The 21093-nt window shown below is 41.5% G+C and carries 15 protein-coding genes; 8 read left to right on the forward strand and 7 right to left on the reverse strand.

Going from position 1 to position 21093, the window contains the following annotated elements; genetic code table 11:
• Positions 1–87: 87 nt before the first annotated feature.
• On the reverse strand, positions 88–330 hold the full coding sequence (locus Q0954_RS25820; protein ID WP_299461931.1) for a hypothetical protein: 243 nt from the start codon (positions 328–330) through the stop codon (positions 88–90).
• 241 nt (positions 331–571) lie between these two features.
• On the opposite strand from Q0954_RS25820, the gene Q0954_RS25825 reads away from it, so the two are divergent.
• Together Q0954_RS25825 and Q0954_RS25830 are read left to right on the forward strand one after the other, a co-directional pair.
• Complete coding sequence (locus Q0954_RS25825; protein ID WP_299461933.1) at positions 572–1855, forward strand: nucleoside transporter C-terminal domain-containing protein; 1284 nt, start codon at positions 572–574, stop codon at positions 1853–1855.
• 130 nt (positions 1856–1985) lie between these two features.
• Positions 1986–2630 (forward strand): DUF4291 domain-containing protein, encoded by a 645-nt coding sequence (locus tag Q0954_RS25830; protein WP_299461935.1) that lies wholly within the window; start codon positions 1986–1988, stop codon positions 2628–2630.
• An 80-nt stretch (positions 2631–2710) separates the two neighbouring features.
• Here Q0954_RS25830 and Q0954_RS25835 read toward each other — a convergent pair whose 3' ends face one another.
• Positions 2711–3106, reverse strand: coding sequence for a MotA/TolQ/ExbB proton channel family protein (locus Q0954_RS25835; RefSeq protein WP_299461937.1), 396 nt, complete (start codon positions 3104–3106; stop codon positions 2711–2713).
• Between the two features lie 503 nt (positions 3107–3609).
• On the opposite strand from Q0954_RS25835, the gene Q0954_RS25840 reads away from it, so the two are divergent.
• Entirely contained in the window at positions 3610–4674 is a 1065-nt protein-coding gene (locus tag Q0954_RS25840) for a sensor histidine kinase (RefSeq protein ID WP_299461939.1), read from the forward strand.
• Positions 4675–4696: 22 nt separating this feature from the next.
• On the forward strand, positions 4697–5410 hold the full coding sequence (locus Q0954_RS25845; RefSeq protein WP_299461941.1) for a LytTR family DNA-binding domain-containing protein: 714 nt from the start codon (positions 4697–4699) through the stop codon (positions 5408–5410).
• Between the two features lie 190 nt (positions 5411–5600).
• Here the strand turns inward: Q0954_RS25845 and priA are convergent, their stop codons facing one another.
• The 4 genes from priA to Q0954_RS25865 form a co-directional block, all read right to left on the reverse strand.
• Positions 5601–8114, reverse strand: a complete 2514-nt coding sequence (gene priA / locus Q0954_RS25850; RefSeq protein WP_299461943.1) for a primosomal protein N' — start codon at positions 8112–8114, stop codon at positions 5601–5603.
• A 241-nt stretch (positions 8115–8355) separates the two neighbouring features.
• The gene (locus tag Q0954_RS25855) at positions 8356–12129 is read right to left on the reverse strand and encodes a SpoIIE family protein phosphatase (RefSeq protein WP_299461945.1); all 3774 of its coding nucleotides are present in this window, start codon (positions 12127–12129) and stop codon (positions 8356–8358) included.
• Between the two features lie 206 nt (positions 12130–12335).
• Positions 12336–12788, reverse strand: coding sequence for a nuclear transport factor 2 family protein (locus Q0954_RS25860; protein WP_299461947.1), 453 nt, complete (start codon positions 12786–12788; stop codon positions 12336–12338).
• 15 nt (positions 12789–12803) lie between these two features.
• A complete protein-coding gene (locus Q0954_RS25865) occupies positions 12804–13943 on the reverse strand; it encodes a histidinol-phosphate transaminase (RefSeq protein WP_299461949.1) in 1140 nt (379 codons plus the stop codon).
• Between the two features lie 394 nt (positions 13944–14337).
• Here Q0954_RS25865 and Q0954_RS25870 point away from each other — a divergent pair, with 394 nt between their 5' ends.
• The 3 genes from Q0954_RS25870 (at position 14338) to Q0954_RS25880 (ending at position 17091) form a co-directional block, all read left to right on the forward strand.
• Positions 14338–14763, forward strand: coding sequence for a DUF1573 domain-containing protein (locus tag Q0954_RS25870; protein ID WP_299461951.1), 426 nt, complete (start codon positions 14338–14340; stop codon positions 14761–14763).
• A 393-nt stretch (positions 14764–15156) separates the two neighbouring features.
• Positions 15157–15927, forward strand: a complete 771-nt coding sequence (locus tag Q0954_RS25875; RefSeq protein WP_299461953.1) for a 3-hydroxybutyrate dehydrogenase — start codon at positions 15157–15159, stop codon at positions 15925–15927.
• Positions 15928–16080: 153 nt separating this feature from the next.
• A complete protein-coding gene (locus Q0954_RS25880; protein WP_299461955.1) occupies positions 16081–17091 on the forward strand; it encodes a patatin-like phospholipase family protein in 1011 nt (336 codons plus the stop codon).
• Between the two features lie 67 nt (positions 17092–17158).
• On the opposite strand, the gene Q0954_RS25885 is transcribed toward Q0954_RS25880, so the two are convergent.
• Entirely contained in the window at positions 17159–19333 is a 2175-nt protein-coding gene (locus tag Q0954_RS25885) for a fibronectin type III domain-containing protein (RefSeq protein ID WP_299461957.1), read from the reverse strand.
• Positions 19334–19844: 511 nt separating this feature from the next.
• Here Q0954_RS25885 and Q0954_RS25890 point away from each other — a divergent pair.
• The gene (locus Q0954_RS25890; protein ID WP_299461959.1) at positions 19845–20864 is read left to right on the forward strand and encodes an NAD(P)H-dependent glycerol-3-phosphate dehydrogenase; all 1020 of its coding nucleotides are present in this window, start codon (positions 19845–19847) and stop codon (positions 20862–20864) included.
• Positions 20865–21093 lie beyond the last annotated feature (229 nt).

The following is a 21093-nucleotide window of genomic DNA, read 5'->3' on the forward strand; positions in this document are numbered from 1 at the left end:
CCATAGCAGCGCTACGGGCAATAAAAATAACGAAGTATCAAGGCGAAAAATCACCCCTCAGAGTGTAAATTTATTTTGGTACCATTCCTAAGATACCATATGCTGTGCTGTACTGCTTAAATATTGCTCAAAAACCTTTTGCTGCTTTTCGTCTAAAATTCGGTAAAACATCGTCGTATTACTATTACACTGGTTCAAAAACTCGCTCCAGAGGTCTTCTCCGTGGTCAGCGCCAAATATGCGATTAAAATCGCTCATCACACTATGTGCTTCAAAGTCTATCAATGCCTTCATAAATTTATTAACCGCAGTGGTGTTAAGTTTATCCATAAGTATAAGAGGGTATGAGTTGGAACAAAAAGAAACAATGCGCAATATTTGTACCCTTATACCGTTGTGAAAGCTTGATTTTCAAAGATTTGTTAAATAGTAACTCCGCTTTCTTAAAAAAAAAACTTAGTTTTACGCGCTATTTTTTTGATGCGCTTGTCTAACCTTTCCCCCACAAGGGGTAAAATACTTTGGGCAAGTGCTTTTGCATGTATATTAATTGCCAATTTGATTAAGAGTAATGGATTATTTTAAGGGTATTATTGGTTTGCTGGTATTTATGTTGGTGGGCTATCTTGTTTCCAACAATCGCAAAGCCATCAACTGGAGACTGGTCGGTATAGGGATTACACTCCAGATTGTGTTTGGATTGTTGATCATGAAAGTACCATTTGTGCGGGATATGTTCGATGCGGTAAGTACTGGATTTGTACGTTTTTTAGATTTTGCATTAGACGGTTCTAAGTTTCTCTTTGGCGATCTGGCAAACGATAAGTCTTCTTTTGGTTTTATATTTGCCTTTCAGGTATTGCCCACCATCATCTTTTTCTCTACCATTTCGGCAGCCCTTTATTACCTGGGCATTCTACAAAAAATAGTATACGCCATTGCTTATGTCATGTCAAAAGCCATGGGTTTGTCTGGACCTGAGAGTTTGTCTGCCGCAGGAAACATTTTTTTAGGGCAAACCGAAGCCCCTTTGTTGGTCAAGCCTTTTATTAAAAATATGACCAAATCGGAACTAATGTGCCTCATGACAGGTGGTATGGCAACCATTGCTGGAGCCATTTTAGCGGCTGCAGTAGGGGTATTGGGTGGTGCCGATCCGGTGGCTAAAGCCAAGTTTGCGTCACATTTGCTTAGTGCTTCTATTATGAGTGCCCCAGCCGCCATTGTAATGGCAAAAATTATGATTCCAGAAACCAAAGATGTAAACAAAAGCCTTGAGTTGTCTAAAGAATCGCTGGGGGTAAACCTGATAGATGCGATGGCTATTGGGGCAGGCGATGGGTTGAAACTAGCCTTGAATGTAGGTGGTATGTTGTTAGCGTTTATTGCTGTCATTGCGATGCTCAACGCCGGGTTGATTTATATAGGCGACGTGTTGGATGTAAACCAAATTATTAGGGTACAAACAGGCGGGGCTTTCAAAGCTCTTTCTATGGAGTATTTATTGGGGCAAATTAGCCGCCCTTTTGCTTACTTGATGGGGGTAGAGTGGAAAGATACTTTACTTGTGGGGAGTTTGATTGGACAAAAAACGGCGGTCAATGAGTTTGTAGCCTACCTTGACTTGGCACGCATGATTAAGGAAGGTTCTTTGAGCGAAAAATCTATTTTGGTGTCGACTTATGCCCTTTGTGGGTTTTCTAACTTTAGCTCTATTGCTATCCAGATTGGTGGAATCAGTGGAATGGCGCCCAACCAACAAGGTAACTTGTCTAAGTTAGGGTTGCGTGCCTTATTGGGTGCTACTCTGGCTTGCTTCATGACTGCTACCATTGCCGGAGCCATTTCGGGTTAGCCAATTTAAAAAATAACAAAAAAAGGCTTTCTCTGATGCAGGGAAAGCCTTTTTTTGTTTAAGGTATGGGGGTAAAATGCCTCGAATACCCATGTAACACATTACGCAACGATTCAAACAATAGAAATCAATGAACTTACAAACTATTCTTTACAAAGATTATGAAGCCAACTTACCTCAGGAAGGTCGGCATATTTTGGGGCAAATGACCAATGCCGAAAACCTGATTGTTTATCAGGCGTTTAACCCTGGCATAGCCAAATACGCCGTCACACATCAACAATTTGGCGGAAGCCACTACAGCTTTAGCCGCATGAGTTGGATCAAACCCAATTTTTTGTGGATGATGTACCGGGCTGGTTGGGCAAGCAAACCCAATCAAGAGCGTATTTTGGCCATCGAAGTGAGCAAACAAAATTTTGAATTGATTTTGGCAGAAGCCATTCATTCTAATTATGTACAAGAGGTGTACGGATCGAAGGAAAATTGGCAGGCAAAGCTGAAGGCAAGCAATGTGGTGATGCAATGGGACCCTGACCACGCCCCCAATGGCGATAAGCTACCACGAAGGGCGGTACAATTGGGCTTACGCAATGAGCTACTAAAAAATTTTGGTACTACCTGGGCAGTATCTATCCAAGACATTACCGACTTTGTGTTGGAACAGGGCAAGTGCTTACAAGACCGCAAAATGGATGAGTTGCGGGTAATGCAAGAGCAAGTAATTGCTATAGACAACCCAGAGGTGGTGCAAAGGCTGGGGTTGACGGTTTAGTACTCCCGTTAGTACCCAGTGCACTTCATACCTGGCAGGTTTTCGAAAACCTGCCAGGTAGTTGTGGCAAAATAGCCTGTTTAGTCTTGGTCGGTCAGCGATTGAAGTTTGCGACGAAACACAAACCAAATGATGGAGGCTGTCAATAAAATACCAAAACCATAGAGTGTAGGTATGGTAGATACTTTGAGACCTGCCATCAATATTTTAGGGGAAACAGCGCCTACCTTGCTCAATACAGTAAATGCCTCGTACAAACCTACCAATTGTCCCAATATTCCAAAAATAAACGAGAAGCCGCCTAAATAAATGATGGTATCCAGGCTTTTGCTTACTCTTGGCTTCAAGGCTCGCTCAGCTACAAATAACTCAAGCCCCAGCCTTACTCCAAAAAATAAGATAGTGCCCGCGAAAAGGGTCAATGGCAAAGTAAAAAATAAACCTCCGTTTACTATAAAATCAAAAAAAGTTTTCATTGTGCATTAGATTTAAGAATGCTTTGGAAGCATTCCTTAGGTGTAACCAAAAAAATAATTTCGTTACAATGATAAGAGGTATTTGCAAGGAAAAATTTTTAAATCGCTGTATGCCTGTATAAGCTTTCAATATAACAGTTTTACCCTTTACACAGTTGTTTTGAGCCGAAAAGCTGCTGAAAACCCTCTCAAACCTGAATTTGATCTACAAATGCCCTCCGTTTTGTGAAAACTTAAAAAATATGTGTAATTAGTCCATAGTATTTAGTCGGGAGTCCATAGCTCCGACAGGGGCAAGTCCTTGGATACCGATGCATATCGGTGCGACAAGTCGCAAGTCCTTAGACACCGATGAATATCGGTGCTACACCCTGTTCCACAAGTAACCATGCTTTTGTATCACGCTGATTTTCAGTTGTTTACAAAAAGCGTAGTTAGAAGCTGATTCGAGTAAATGTTCACTTTGTTAAATACTGTAAACCAATCTTGCCCATATAAAAAAAATGAATTACCTGACGCATACATCTAAAGTTGTCCACCTGCTTTTTTGGGGAATAGTGTGGTTGTTTTACACCTTATTTTTTGGGCACCAAAACGCCAATTATGCCAGTAGCTTTTTATTGGTAAGTATGCTATTGCCTATTACAGCTGGCACCCTTTATTTGCTCAATTATTGCTTGATTCCCCGGTTTTTGTTACAAAAAAAATACAGGCAATTTGCCTTTTTTACCTTCGGTATTTTTGTGCTTTCACTTTGGCTACAGGCTTGGGCTATTGTGCTTACCATTATATTAGTTGCCAAGTATCAGGTCAGTTCTATGACTCCGGCAAGCCTGGATGTATATTTTTTGATAGTGGGTATGTATTGGGTGGTATTTTTTGGGGTGGCTATCAAGTTGTTCAAACATTGGTACCAAAGCCAGCAGAAAAATCAATGGTTGGTGCAGTACTCGCTCGAAAATGAGCTACGCCTTAAAGAAGCTGAACTACAGTTGCTCAAAGCGCAAATTCATCCTCATTTTTTGTTCAATACCCTGAACAGCCTGTATGGGCTTACCCTCGAAAAGTCAGACAATGCCCCCGAAGTAGTCATCAAACTGTCGGAATTGCTTGATTACGTACTTTACAAAAGCAACCAACCCAAGGTATTGTTACAGGATGAAATCAAACACCTGCAAAATTTTATTTCTTTGGAGCAATTGCGGTACGAAAACAAACTGGAGTTGCATTGGCAAACCGAAGGGCAACTTGCCGGGCAATACATAGCCCCTATGCTTATTTTGCCTTTTATCGAAAACTGCTTTAAACACGGGGTAAGTAATGAAGCAAAAAAGTGTTGGATCAACGTGTTTTTGAAAGTAAGTAATGATGCTCTACAGTTGTGTATTGCCAACAGTAAAACTGTGGGGGCAGATTCAGCACTGCCTTACAAAAGCGGCAGTGGCATAGGTTTGCAAAATGTGCAAAAACGCTTGGGCTTATTATACAAAGACCAACACACGCTTGAAATAGAAGATAAAACAGACGAGTTTAGGGTAAGTTTGATGTTGAGGTTTAGTGAGAAATAATTCATCAAAAAAATAACTAGAAATGAGCTGTAAATGTATCATAGTAGATGATGAACCCATTGCCATTCGAGTGATTGCCAATCATTTAGAAAAAATACCTAATATGCAAGTAGTGGCAAAGTGCCAGCACGCAATGGAAGCACTGGAGGTATTACAAAAAAACACCATTGATTTGGTCTTTCTTGACATTCAAATGCCTCAAATTACAGGCATAGATTTTCTGAAAACGCTTAGTCATCCTCCCAAGGTGATTTTTACCACTGCTTACCGCGATTATGCCTTGGAAGCGTTTGATCTGGAAGTAGTAGACTACTTGCTCAAACCCATTGCCTTTGATCGTTTTTTGAAGGCAATCAACAAGTACTACAAGCAAAGTGAAGGCAGTCTGGTAACGGTAAACAATGAGACAGGCAATAGTGCTGATGCTTTTATTTATGTAAAAGCAGACCGTAAAGTACTTAAAGTATACCTCAAAGATATTTTATACATTGAAAGTCTCAAAGACTATGTAAAGTTGCATACCGCCCAAAAACTCATTATCACCAAACAACTCATCAGCCAGTTTGAACAGGCGTTGCCGCCAGCCCTATTTGTACGTACGCATCGTTCGTTTATAATAGCAATGGATAGGATAGAGGCATTTACTGCCGAAACTATAGAGCTCAACGGGCAAACGCTACCTATTGGCAGGGTGTATAAAAATGCGGTCATGGGTGCGCTTAATTATAAAGGGTAAGTAGCAGCAAGTCCTTAGATACCGATGAATATCGGTGCAATCAGCTATAAGCTACAAGCAAAGATAACTCTCTCATAATATGATAGTTATACTTGCATATTAGGTATATTTAATTTTGTCTTGGTACATAATATAAAATGCGACTTACGTTAGGCAGCCATCAAACACTTGTAGCTGAAAGCTGTAGAAGCTATATAGGGTCCACATCAATGACAATTTGTAGCTTTTTAAATTCTTTGGATAATAAGACTTCTTCCCGTTGTTCTTGAATAAAATGTTTGACTGCCTTAAGATCAATTTTCTCACGTTCCAGTTTAATCAAAATTGTTTTGAGGTATTTATTTCTGATCTTTTCTACCAAAGGGGCTTCAGGCCCCAACACCCGGTCACGCCCTAGTTTGGTGGTGAGTTTATCGGCAAGCATTTGGGCTGCCCTGGCGCTGGCGCCTTTGTCTATATGCTTGGTAGTAAGCTTGATTAGGCGGGTAAATGGTGGATACTTAAAATATTGACGGTCTTCTATTTCTTTGCGATACATTCCCTCATAGTCTCCTGCTATTATTTTATGCAAAACATCTTGCTGAGTATCAGCGGTTTGTATGAGCACCAAACCCGGTTTGTCTTTGCGCCCGGCACGCCCGCTTACCTGGGTCATAATCTGAAAAGCCCGCTCGTGTGAGCGAAAATCGGGAAAATTGATAATCCGGTCTGCATCAAAAATGCCCACCAGACTTACATTGTCAAAGTCAAGCCCCTTGCTCAGCATTTGAGTGCCCACCAAAATTTCTATTTGTTGGTTTTCAAAGTCTTGAATGATCTGTTGGTAACTATTCTTGGCGCGGGTCGTATCCAAATCCATCCTTTGCACCCTTGCCTGAGTAAACATTACCTTGAGTTCATCTTCTATTTTTTCGGTACCATAGCCCACGGTTGCCATCTCCATAGAGCCACAAGCCGGGCATTTGCGGGGAGGCGCTTCAATATGTCCGCAATAATGACAACGCAACTCATTGCTGTACATGTGGTAGGTAAGGCTTACCGCGCAGTTTTCACATTTGGGAATATGGGCACAAGCGCGACAACTCATATAAGGGGAATAGCCCCGACGATTTTGAAATAAAATAACTTGCTCTTGCACGTGTAAACGCTCTTTGATAGCCTGTACCAAAGTAGAAGAAAAGCGAATGCTACGCTTTTTCATTTTTTTGCGCTCTGCCGTCAAGTCTACCAACTGAATATCGGGCAGGCGGGCACTGCCATAACGTTCTTTGAGCTGCACCAAACCATAGCGCCCCATTTTGGCATTATAAAAACTTTCGGTAGACGGGGTAGCAGAGCCTAACAATACCTTACAGTGTTGTTGGCGGGCAATGACCAGGGTCATATCGCGGGCGTGATAACGGGGCGCTGGGTCGTATTGTTTGTAGGAGCTTTCGTGCTCTTCGTCAACAATAATAAGTCCGAGGTTATCAAAGGGTAAAAACACCGCCGAGCGTACCCCTACTACAAAGTTGAACCTGCCCGATACTACCCCTTGCCACACTTCTACCCGTTCGTTGTCCGAAAATTTGGAATGGTAAACACCCATTTGGTTCCCAAAAATACGCTTAAGACGTGACACAATCTGGGTAGTCAGGGCAATTTCGGGCAGCAAAAACAACACTTGCGAACCACTCTCAAACACTTTTTGAATCAGGTCTATGTAAATCTCCGTTTTACCACTCCCGGTAACTCCATGCAGCAATACCACGTCTTTTTCTTCAAAATTGAGCATAATCTCACCGCTCACCTCTTGCTGACGTTCCGATAGTTCTATTTTTACTTTAGGGTCAGGGGTGTACTCGTCAAAACGGGATACGATGATCTCAAACTCTTCAAAAATACCATTCTTGGTCAAGGTCTTAAGTGCCGAGTTAGACAAGGTTTCATTTTTGGTAAAAGCAGATTTGGCAAGCCCGTCCTCGTTGAGCATCCAATCTTTGTATACGGGTACGTGCCGCAGGTAATTTAGCAATACATCTTGTTGCTTGGGCTTTTTTTCCAACGATTTGGACAGGGTATCCAAGGTTTGTTTCTCGATGTACTCTTTGCACAAACGTATTTTTTTGAGTTTTTTGGGTTGGTAGCGCTCCCTTATTTCTTCAAACACCAACACTACTTCTTTTGCCACCAATGATTTAATCAATTGATAAATATTGCGCACCCCCAACACTTCGGAGGCTTCGGTATACGACAATGACTGGGCTTCTTGCAGGGCTTCTACCAGGCGTTGCTCGTTGTGGCTAAGATCGGCATGCACCAGGTCGGCGTTGGGGTTGAGTTGTATCTTTGACTGGCTACTTATCTTTAAGCCAGAGGGCAACGCTACATTGAGTACCTCGCCAATATAACACATATAGTACCCCGCCATCCATTGAAACATCTCTATTTGCTGAGGAGTCACCATGGGCACCTCGTCCAGCAGTTCCAGCAAGTACTTTGCTTTGTAGTTGGTCGGAGGGTTTTTATGAATGTGTGCCACTACTGCTGTCAATACTTTTTTGCTACCAAACTGCACAATTACTCTTGCCCCCACCTGAATAAGGTCGTTCATGGCCAATGGCACCCGATAAGTAAATAACTTGGGGATAGGCACGGGCAAAATCACGTCGACAAAATAAGTAATCACTTCGGTGCTTCCAGTAGTATTAAGTTCAGTCTGCATGCTTTATTTCTTGGTATAATAGTAATAGGTGATTCAGGTGCTGGGCTCTAGGTGCTAGGTACTGGGTTTGACACCCTGTTTGGTAAGCAACCAAGAACTTTAGGTCGGCTATCTTTTATTTTAATCTTCAAAACAAACACAATTAACAAATATAAAAAAATGAGCATCAATTTTATCGTCTTTGATAAATTAATGCTCATTTAAGTAGCAATTGTTAAAAACAAGTAACAGCCAGAGAGGTTTAGGTAGTGTCTGCTTCAGGGGTGGTTGCCTGTATTTCTACTCCAATCACCAATATATCATCTACCTGGCTTTGTCCTGCCATCCATTCATGCAATTTCTTTTGTAACAACTGTTTTTGTTGCTCGATGGGTTTGGCAGAGAGCTGGTAAATCAATTCCCTAAAACGTTTTTTCATGAATTTTTTACTATCGGCTCCCCCAAATTGATCTTGAAAACCATCTGAGTAGATATAAAACGATGTGGGTTGGTCTATAGCTATAGTATGGTTGCAATACTGAGTGGGTTGGTTGACTTTGCGGTGACCGTTGATTTCGTACATATCGCCTTTTATTTCTTGTGCTTTTCCATCTTGTATGAGCAGCAAGGAGTTTTTAGCCCCCGCAAAGTGTAGTTGAGAGCGGCCTTTGTCAATCACACATACTGCCATGTCCATGCCATCCTGAACGTGGGTATCTTTACTTTTAAGAATACGCCTCATTACCTTATCCAAGGCGTTTAATATTTGGTGAGGTTGGTGTATCTTTTTTTGCATCACAATTTCGGTGAGTGCACTAGAGCCCAACATTGTCATCAAAGCTCCCGATACCCCATGCCCGGTACAATCTGCTGCTACCAAAAAAATAAGCCCTTCTGTTTCTTCAAACCAATAAAAGTCTCCTGAAACGATATCACGGGGCAGGTAAAGCACAAAGTGAGCAGGCAATGACTTGAGCATTCGATCGGTCAAGGGCAAAATAGCTTGTTGAATCCTCCTTGCGTACTTAATGCTTGCCGTAATGTCTTCGTTTTTTTGGTCGATCTGTTGATAAATTTGTGCGTTTTCTATAGCAATTGCTACATACAGCGAGAGATTTTTAAGCAAATTGAGGTGGTAGTCTGTATAAGCCTGGTATGTAAAACTTTGGGCACTGATGACTCCTACCATTCTGTCTTGAATCATCAGAGGCACATACACTGCCGAAGCAGGCATAGTGCTTTGCGAACCATCCTGAAGGTATTGATCGGCCAAAAATGCTTCTTCGATGTACTGATATTGCTCTTCTACTACATTGCCCATCAAAATAGACTGTTTGTTTTCGATGCACCATACCGAAAACTGGTTTTTTTCTGACATGCTGCGTGAGTAGGGCTTATAACGCATGCCCCGTTCTATGGCGAGTTCAAAGTTTACCTGCTGTGTTTCTGGTTGATAAATACCAATACCAAAAATGGTCGCATCCATTAGCCTATTCACATTTTCATAAATGGTGTAAAGTACCTTGTCTAAGTCGAGCGAAGCTGTAATTTCTTGCCCCATTTTGGTCATCAGGCTCACATTCTTATAAGATTGTTCCAGGTAACTGTTTTGCACTTTCAGTTCTTTGGTACGCGCTGCTACAAGTTGCGCCAGGTGTTCTTTTTGGCGACGCAAACGTGCAGTATACCAGCGAACCCCTCCAGTAATGATAAGTAAGCCTAGTAGCACATAGCTGATATATGCCCAAGCTGTGCGGTACCAGGGGGGTAATACTCGAAAATGGTAATCAACCATTGGGCTTACTGCTTTATACACATTGCGGGTTTGTAAATGTAACACGTAATTGCCCGCCGGAAGGTTTGTATATTCTTTGTAGGTTTCGCTCGTCCAACCCGACCATTGTGTGTCTAGCCCTTCCAGCCAGTAACGGTATTGGTTTTGGTGGGCGTCGGCATAAAAAGTACTACTGGCATCAAACCTTAAGCTGTTGTGCTTGTAAGGCAATACTGTGGCTTGGCGGGCGGGGTTGGCAGAGGTGCCCGAAAATATTACAGAGTCTTTAGTTTCCAAGACTGACACCTTACGCAGCAATGCACTGAACGAAAACGGAGGCAAGGCAATGGTTGGGTCATAATGAATCAGCCCCTCACGCGTGGCCAACAGCACGTCTTTATTGCTTAGACTATTCAAATGAGGGGCTATTTTCTCGATAAATACTCCTCTCATCTTTCTCAATGCCCGATCTTTCCGTTTGTAGCCGTCACTATTTTTCTTGAGCAATACCAAGTCAAAGTATTTGTCGGTTTTACCTTGTAATACTGCCCAGATATTGTGTTGTGCATCACCACGCAAATACAATGCGGCTTGTTGGGTACCCAAGAGTTGATTCAGTTTTTTTTCTCTTACAAACCTGTCTTTTGCTTGATGGTATACATAAATACCATCTTGACTGGCTACCAGATTTCTTCCATTTACTTTGTACACACGGTTAAACGTGTTGGAAGGTAAGCCCTTGGCTTTGTTGTACAACACTACTTGGATTGCCTGGGTCTGGTTGGGGTCAAGCCTAAAGCGATATACCCCTTGTTGATCATTGCTTGCCCAATAGTAGCCATTTTTGCCTTCTTGCAAATAGCGTGAATTATACGGAAATCCCTTGATTTTATGTTTAAGTTGCCATACATTATTTTTCCACTCTAGCAAAAACAAGCCACTTATGCTGCCTGCCAGCAAGTAATTTGGGCGATGGGCAATGTGGGTAAATGTCCATATATTTGCTGGCAGTGTTTCCAACGCTTTGAGTTTTATACCAGTAGCTAAATTTTCAATCTGAACCACCCCAGGGTTATAGGCTGCCAACAATTGGTTTTGTGCCCTGCTAAACGCCCAGGTTTGATGAATAAAATTAGGCATTGAATAGAATTTGGTAGCGTCTGATAAGGGGTTTTGATAGGAAGACCAATGGTGGTACTGGATGCCTTGCGATGTGGCCGAAAAAAGCTTGTCGTGGTGTACATGGGTGTTATAAATTGCTCCGTTGGTGCCAGGCAATTTAGAAAAAGGAGAGGCTATTTCAAGCAAGGCGATGCCATTAGACAATGCCGCCCATAAATTTCGATTTTGGTCGAGGTACAAGTAGTATACATTGTTGCCATGTAGCCCATTGCCCTGGTGTATATGCTGGATTACTTTGCCGGCTTTATCAATAATAAGTATGCCCGCCCGATTGGTGCCCAAAGCATAATAATGATCGTTTATTTTGGCAATACTGTAGAGTTTGTTTCGGGCAAAAAAACCGTTGAGGTGAGTAGCAAAGGGGCGAGTGTTTGTAGAATCATGTATGTAAAGTTTGTGTCGGGTAAGCAATAACCATTGTCCCTGAGCCATTGGCACAGCATATTTCACGTTTTCGTTTTTGAGCTTTTCAAATCGTTTGCTGGACTTCAATTGTCCATTTTCCAGTTTCAGGATGTCCATTTTTGGAATACTTACATACAGTTGTTGGTTTATCTTAAAAGTAAATCCAAAACGAGTACCCTCAGGTGGGGCAATCACTTTGCATTTTCCTTGTTTGAGAATGATCAATTGTTCACGAGCCCTAAAAACAATGCCCTCGTTGGGCACTTCTCTTATGCTCCATACTGTTTGAAAGCCATGGGTATTTTTAGGGAGCTTGTTCATCAAAGAAGCAACATAAGTTTGCCCAGTGGCATTGGTAGCTACATACCCTATAAAACCCTTGCCTCCAATGTATACTTTGCCATCACTGCTGTAGCACATGCCCCTTATTGACGACTTGTTGGGCATTTCTATCAAGCGCCAGCGTACACCGTCAAACTCTAGCAAACCTGTTGTATTGCCCACATACAATACTTTATGGTTATTTTGAGTAATGCGCCAGTTTTGATCGTGTGCATTGTAGTCTTTAGTAGTGAAGTTGGTAATAAATGGAACTCCTTTGTTTTTGATAGGAAAAGCAGCACTGGAAAGGGGTTGGGCATTGGTATAAAAAATCCCGCACCACCAAAAAATCATTGTTCGTAAAAGCTTGCCAAACCTCATTATGTGTTATTTAAAGTTTTGGATTGAGCGTATTTACAATAACATACATTTTTTTTGCATTAAATCAAAAATTCTGCGTGAAGTAAGGGCTTGTTTAAACTTCAATAAAAATTACCCAAGTCTGTTCGAGCAACAAACAAACCTGGGCAAGTCATTAGATAGCATCTATACAGTATACATTACCGATTTGTTTTGATAGGTCTATTGGTAGACGTTTTGCTGACAATCTTCCAACCATCTTTTAGCTTAAGCAAAGTGAAGTAATCGGTGAAAACCCGTTTTTTGCCTGCGATGCTTACCTTAGCCGCAGCAGCCGAATCGGTAATGTCAATAGATAAGATTTTAGAGACTCGTTGGTTCACTTTTCCGGCTTTATAAAACCCATAATAAGTAGGCATGTCTATTTCTGTATATACTCCCTCTTTCGAGAATTTCAAATAGGTTTTAGGGTGCAAGGCTTTCTTAAAACTGGCAATGTTACTGTTGGCTCCTCCCTCAAAGTAATGCTTGATTACTTCTTGAATAAGCTCCATGTCATCCTTGTGTTGACTTTGTGCCTGAGCGGGAACACTTAATAATGCCCACCCCCATAAAATGAATAATGTAGCTGCTTTACAAATTTTTGTCATCATTGGTCTATAGTTTTTTTATATTTTTTGCATCGTTTTCATACTGCGCATTAGTTGCTTCATGTTGGCAAGCGTACCTATGCTTATCCGGCTCCATTCGCTTTTATCGCGTCCTACTGCCTTAAGGTGATGTGTTGCCAGTTGGCTGTGAAAATTTGCGTACACTTTGCCCGTTTGTACATATACAAAATTGGTATCACTGGCAATATAAGGCACCCCAGTTTGCTGAAGTTGTTGATAAAACCAGTGTTTAACTTCTTCGTTTTTTCTCACCGTTTTTTTTATAAACCCCTCATCTTTGAGCGACGCCATAGCCGCTGCCAGCCCCGGCCCATTGATCAACTGCCCAAAGCGCCCATTAAGCGCGTCCAGTTTTGCGGCAATGTCTTTTCGTGCCAGGGCATAACCTACCCGCATACCAGCAAGCCCATACATTTTAGAAAAAGTGCGGGTAATGAGCACATTTTCTTGTTGACGTACCAAGGCTACCATCGATTGAGTATGAGTAGGGGAAGCGTATTCTATATAGGCTTCATCTACAAATACGGTGGCTTTTTTGCCCACTTCTTTGCAAAAATCAGCCAATTTTTGAGCACTTACAGAGGTACCCGTAGGATTGTTGGGGTTACAAATCATGACCATACTGGTACGGTTGTCTATTGCCCGACGCATGGCGGGCAAGTCCATGCCAAACTTTGTGTCAAGGTTTACGTATTTTACCCTTGCACCAAGTTGTTTTTCGGCATAAGCCCCTGTTACATTAAAAGTAGGGCGTGGAATCACCAAGGTTTGTTGTTGGTTGCCATACAATATGGCAATTAGGCTAAGCAATTGATAAGAGCCATGTCCCAGTACCACGTTTTCAGGCTTGAGCCCTTCTTTTTTGGCAATGGCTTCTTTCAATGCTTGAGGGTTTACCTCATGGTAAGTAGGATAACGATTGGCTCTATGTAGTAGTTTTTCTATAGCTGCCTTGGCTTGGCGCGAAGGTCCATAAGGGTTTTCATTAGAGAATAACCTGACGAGTTCTTCTTCGTTAGGATAATCATTGGCAGATTGGGCAAACAATCCTGTATGGGCAGCCATTACCAAACCAGCCGACGAGAGTGTGGTATTTCTTAGCCAGTTTCGTCGGCTAAGCAGCGAGGTATTTTTCATAAGGTTCAATAAGTATTTAGTAAAACAATTGCCCAAAACAAGCCCTTATGACATTTTTAATCTACCTGATTCGTGAATCAGACAGTTCAAATCAAGCATCAGAAGGTTAGCCAAACTATTTGATATACTCTGTTTTAAACCCAAGAGGAGTTCTTGGATAAATTGGCGGGAACAATAAAAAAAATGGCTAATTTTGCCATCTAAAGGTTTATAAGGAATGGTACCAAAATAAATTTACATTCTTAATCTCATCTTTTGAGGCTATACTTTGTTAAAAAATAGCCGAATAGCGCTGCTATTAGCCAATTTTTTGCCTCGTCTAGCAACAAAATATTTTAGCGTTACTATAGAAACTTATTTTTACACCATTCCTAAGAAAAGACATATAATTGCTATGAAAAAAAGTTTAATAATATTGTTAACCAGCGTATTTTTTTTGACTACTCAGGCATTTGCCCAAAAAGAAGCAGCAGAGGCACTTAAGCAAGACTTAAACCTCAAAACCCCTCGAATTACTTTTGCTCACAATGCTTATAACTTTAAAACTATCAAAGCAGATGATGTAGTTAATGTGACCTTTCACTTTAAAAATACAGGTACCAAGCCCTTACAAATTTATGATGTACAAACTACTTGCGGTTGTACTTTGACCGATTGGGACAAGGATGTAGTACACCCCAATGCAGTAGGTAAAATATCGGTAAGTTATCACCCGGCAAAAAAACAACAGCTAGGCAAACAGCAAAAAGTAATATTGATTATATCAAACGCGATAAACCGGGAAGAAAAGGTTTATTTAGTAGGTGAAGTACTGAAATAGCTTTAATTTGCAATGTAGTCCGTAGTGGCGACAGGGTTTACTTTTGGCCTTTAGCCACACCCTGTTTAACTCCGTTGAGCTCATCACAGCAAGCTGTAGATTCGGTTCACAGGTAACTAACAATACTCTGCAGTGATTTTAGTCAAAGTTGTTTGCTGGTGATCAGTTATTGATGAATTTAAAAACTGTTTAATTGGGTGTTTAGAATATAAAACACTGGTTTACAGTATTTAACAAGGTAAATATTTACTCGAATCAGCTATTAACTACGCTTTTTATAAGTTGCTAAAAATCAACGTGATATAAAAGTGTGGTTACTTGTGGAACAAGGTATACCTAGAACCTTGTCGGGGCTATGGACTATTTATTGAACTAACCAAAAAAAATTAAACAATGAGTAAGAATGCAATTATCACTGGAAGCACCAGTGGAATAGGGTTGGGCATAGCCCGTAAATTTGCCGAAGCAGGCTATAGTATATGTTTCAATGGATTGGAAGACAATGGCGCTGAGATAGCCGAAAAAGTGGGAGAAGAGTTTGGGGTCACTACCATGTTCTCTGCGGCTAACATGCTCAAGCCAGAGGACATCAATGAAATGGTGAAAATTGCCGAAGGAGCCTTTGGTAGCATTGACGTACTCATCAACAATGCCGGTGTGCAGTATGTGGCACCTATTGACGAGTTTCCCGTCGCCAAATGGGACCTGATCATTGGAGTAAATATGTCGGCAGCTTTTCATACCAGCAAAGCTGTTTGGCCAGGCATGAAAGCGCGTAAATTTGGCCGTATTATCAATATTACTTCAGCGCATGGCTTGCGTGCTTCCGAGTTCAAATCGGCTTATGTTACCTCCAAGCACGGGGTAACCGGGTTAACCAAAGTATTGGGGCTTGAAGGGGCTCCTCACGGCATTACCTGCAATGCTATATGTCCGGGTTATGTAAAAACCCCTTTGGTAGAAGGACAGATCAAAGACCAGGCAAAGTCTCATAACATGACCGAAGAAGAAGTAGTAGCAAAAGTAATGTTGAAAAAGCAAGCCATCAAAGACTTTGTAAAAGTAGAAGATTTGGGTGCTTTGGCGTTATTTTTGGCTTCTGAGAGTGCACAAATGATGACCGGAGCTTCTATTCCGGTAGAAGGCGGCTGGAGCGCCCAATAAGTAAAAATATTTAAGCTATGAAAAATTGGCTGAAGACGCGGTTACCCGCGTCTTTTTTAGATTTTACCCTTGGTATTCCAGCTTCGAAGTAGGTAAAGTAGGATTTTTGACTTTAGCGAGTTTATACTCTAAATACAACAATAACACAACAGAATGTACAAAACCATTGATTTAGCATTACAAGGGGGGGGCTCGCACGGTGCCTTTACCTGGGGAGTCTTAGAGCGTTTTCTAGAGGCCGAAAGTCTTGTAATAGAAGGCTTATGTGGTACAAGTGCCGGAGCCATGAACTCTACGATGGTAGCGTATGGCATGCACATAGGAGGAAGGGAAGGTGCCATTAAGATGTTAGAAGCTTTTTGGCAAAAAACATCAGAAGCTTTTGATAAATCACCGATCAAACCCAGTTTTTTGGACAGGTGGCTGGGTACAGGGCGTATGGACTTTTCGCCGAGTTACTACATGTTCGATTTTTTGACCATGATGTCGTCGCCTTACCAATACAACTTGTTCGATATTAATCCATTGCGTGATTTATTGCTGGAGTTGATAGATTTTGACGAGTTGCGTAAAAGTACCGCCATGAAGCTATTTGTATGTGCTACCAATGTGCGTACCAGTCGCCCTAAGGTTTTTTCCAAAAAAGATATTTCGGTAGATGCGGTGCTGGCTTCGGCTTGTTTGCCGTCGTTGTTCAAAGCAGTAGAAATAGACGGAGAAGCATATTGGGACGGTGGTTTTATGGGAAACCCACCCATTTTCCCCTTGATAGACGATACCGAGACAGAAGACATTGTATTGGTACAAATCAACCCCATTCATCGCCCCGATATTCCTAGAACTGCAGTAGAAATAAGAGACCGAATCAACGAATTAAGCTTTAACTCTAGTTTGATGCACGAAATGCGTAGGATTAACTTTGTGCAAAAAATGTTGGAAGCCGACCTCAACCAAGAGGGAAAACTGAGAAACTTGTACATTCACCATGTAAAAGCTGAGGAAGAAATGACTGATTTAGGCGTGTCAAGCAAGCTCAATGCTGATTGGGATTTTTTACAAAAACTGCGCAAACTGGGACGTCGTTCGGCAGATGTATGGCTCAAAGAAAACTATGACCATTTAGGCAAAAAGTCAACCTGTAATATTAATCAAGAGTTTTTGTAGAAGCCTCTCTACCTATGAAATAATCATCCCCCCAACGTAGCAAGTTGGGGGATGACCAATGATGAGCCTAAAAGCTACATCCTATCAAGTGATATTTTGCCGAAAGGTACCCTTCTTGTTCCAAGGTCACATCTTTGTTGTTATACTTAAAAATAAATACCTCTTTTGCTGTACCTATCACCTCACTTTTGATGTTGTTTACTGGCAGAAACCCTCGATATACCCCTGACACCCATCGGTCGCGGTGAGTAACGATATAAAAGCAAAGGTCTGGATTGAATATGGCATAAGGACTTAGCTTGTCGTCATAGGCATATTGTCTCAAGGTAGTTCCTCCTCCATTAGTAATGGTTGCTACATTGCCTTGGGCGTTGTATACATAGTTAAACTGGCGGGAGAGGAAGGCTTTCGCCAAGTCAGCATAAATCTTCCAGGAGGTGCGTTGTCCTTGGGCGTTATATTCAAATACCCACCACTCCACAAAGCTGCCGCTCCCATCATTTTTTCGGATGGTACTTAAAGTCCCCGCCTGATAAGTATATACAAACTCTTGGGTAATGGTACCCCCAGAAGAGTAAATTACTTTTTGAACGCTATTGTCGGCATTATAGGTAATATCGTACTGATATGGAGCAAAAAACGACGAAGGTTCTACAATCTTTGTGAGGTTGCCTTGGATGTCATAGGTATACTCTTGTTGATTGTAAATCCCGCCTGAGGCAAAGTTTTCTATTTTGTCTATCTTGCAAGTCTTGCTTATACAAGATGCTACTGCAATGGTGTTAGAGTAGTCAGACACTTTGCCGAGTCGTTTGGAGCGTAAGCGGTAATAGTAGGTTTGACTAAAATCAAGCCCTTCTACTTTGTGTGAAGTACCCACCACTTCTTTTCCATTATAACCTGCCAAAAAACTTCCAAATCCAGGGTCGTTTGACACATCCAGTAAAAATACACTAATGCCCGCAAGCGCCTGCCATTGGGTGGTAAACTCAAATGCTTTCTGATTGCTGGCTGCTTTTGCTACAGGAGCAGGCAATAAACCAGTAGTTACTTTGATTACATTTGAGTAGTCAGAAGTAGCACTTAAGCCTACTGCTCTTACCCGGTAAAAATAGGTTGTGTTGGCGTTTAAATCTTGCACATCAGCAAAATTATCAATGACTGGTCGTGCATTATAGCCCGCTATAATTTGGGTAAAACTGAGGTCAAGTGCTACATCAAGCAAGTAAGAAGCGGCATTGGGTACCTTATTCCAGTGAGCACTAAAACCACCACTTTCAATGCTGCCAGCTGTAGTGGCTACCGGAGCGTCAAGGTTGCTGGTTTTTGCCGACATTACCTCCGAGTGGTTAGAGATTTCTTTACCATTGACAATTCTTACCCGGTAAAAATAAAGAGTGTTTGCATCTAGGTTAGGGATGATCAATTGGGTATTGGCTTTCACATCAAGGTTGTTATACCCTGACAAAATACTGCTGAACAACGCGTCTGTTGCCACATCTATTCTATAAGATTTTGCTTCAGGCATTGCTTTCCAGTGCGCGGTAAAACTAGTGAGTTCCTCGTCAGACGGAGGCAACACTATAGGTTGGGGCAATGTGCTGGTGTATACCGATTGTACATTGGAGTAGGCCGAAAAGGAGTTGAGTTGCCGCGCCCTTACTCTATAAAAATACTGTTGGCTTACCGTGACATCTTCTACCAATAAGGTAGAGTCATTTTGGGGTACTTCGTGGGCATTGTAGTTAGGCAATAAATATTGAAAATCTTTGTCTTTGGCTACATCTACCTGATAAGCGGTGGCATTTTCCAGTTTTTCCCAGTGTATTTTAAACTGGTTAGCTGTTACCTCTATAGCAGGGTAGGCCACTGGTGCTTCTACCTCCGAAGTAGTCACCGATATAATGTTGGAATGTATAGAGGTTTGGTTAGAAATGTTGGCGCGTACCCGATAGAAATAGGTCTTACCTGCTTCTAAACCTTCAACCATTGTTTGGTGCTCATTTACTTTTTTAGATTGATAGTTTGCTACAAATAATGCAAAATCTTCGTCTGCTGCCACGTCAATCTCGTAGCTGGTAGCGCCTACTACTTTTTTCCAGTGTGCCATAAAGCTCACCGCACTTACCTGGTCGGCATTATGGGCAGTAGGACGTGGTAAAATAAATTCTTTTTCAAACAAAGCGCACCCCGAAAGTATGCACAGGCCTAACAAAAGCCCGGTGATATTAAACTTAAACATACACTAGCAGTATTTTAGTTGATAAATTAGATGTTGTTTTAGCAGAAGTTTGCGCCAAAACAAGTATACAATTGATTTGTTTAGGTAGGTTTATTGACTGTGACAATACCACACATTTGTTTGTGATATAATAATAAGCATTGTTTGTAGTTTGTGATTGTTATTTGTATTGGGGCAAAGGTAGGCGGAATGATTGAGTAAAAAAAAATAAACCCATAAAATTAGCTGCAAATAACTTACAATGACATATTCAGGCCAATATTATGAAGTGTTGGCTGCCAATTAATACTTTAAAACCAGGGGTTATCCTACAATCATACAAGCTAACTGGAATATGATTATTTTGATAAATCACTTTTTATTAAAACGAAATAGTTGTAATAGTAAATTATTGCCTGGCACCATTGGCATACAGACAATAAAGCCTTTCTTGCTTTGGGGCTTGCCCTAAAAGGTTTAAAATTGCACCAGCAAAACACATCAATTTATTATTTACTAGATATATTTAGCATTGGTTACACAGAGTCTTAGTACACAACATAAGCCTGCAATTGCGGTAATTGGCGCAGGAAGTTGGGCAACAGCATTGGTTAAAATACTGTCGGAAGGGGCAGTAGATATTCGCTGGTGGTTACGCAACCAAGAGTCGCTTGAGCATATCAGGCGCTATCAACGCAACCCTGATTATTTGAGTGATGTACCAATTAATCCAGAAAAAGTACAATTATTTGCCGATATGAAAGAAGCCGTGCAAGGGGCTCAGTATGTGATCATAGCTATTCCGGCGGCTTTTGTGCAAGATGCCTTGAGTCAGTTGTCGGCTGCCGACCTTAAAGGCAAAGTGCTGGTGTCGGCAGTTAAAGGGGTTGTTCCTCAAAAAAACTGGTTAATTACAGAACTATTAGAGCATGAGTATCAAGTAAAACCTACGCATATTTGTGTAATTGCCGGACCTTGCCACGCCGAAGAAGTAGCACTTGAAAAACAATCTTACCTGACTATAGCTTCTGAAGATTTGGCTCAGGCAGAAAACTTTGCTCAATTGATTGCCAACCGTTTTATCAAGGCAGTACCCAACCAAGATGTGTACGGGGTAGAGTATTCGGCAGTCATGAAAAACATCATTGCTTTGGCTTGTGGCATTGCCCATGGGCTCAACTATGGCGACAACTTTCAGGCAGTGTTGGTATCTAATGCCATGCAAGAGATTCGGCGATTTGTAGAAACTGCCTACCCCTGCGAACGTGATTTGTATGCTTCGGCATACTTAGGCGACCTACTCGTAACAGCTTACTCTCAGTTTAGTCGCAATCGCACCTTTGGTAATATGATTGGGAGAGGGTATACCGTGAAGTCGGCACAAATGGAGATGAACATGATTGCCGAAGGCTATTACGCCGTCAAAAGTATTTATGAGATCAATCAAAAGTTTGGGGTAGACATGCCCATCACCAAGGCTGTATACCAGATCTTGTACGAAAAGGTAACTCCGGGAGTAGCCATAGGAAAGCTTAGGTGGTTACTTGCTTAAGTTTTTAATCACCTGTTAGGTTCAAACCACTAACAGGTGATTTTATTTTATCGCTCTCGTTGGGCTCTCATTGGGTGGAGGATTCTAACCGGATAGGCGGCAATTATGCATTAATTTTAGTAATTTAGCTCTAATCTGCAATAAAATACGTGATAAGGAATTGTTCAAAAATAAATTTACACTCTGAGGGGTGATTTTTCGCCTTGATACTTCGTTATTTTTATTGCCC

The organism is uncultured Microscilla sp. (assembly GCF_947493425.1).
GTDB lineage: Bacteria > Bacteroidota > Bacteroidia > Cytophagales > Microscillaceae > Microscilla.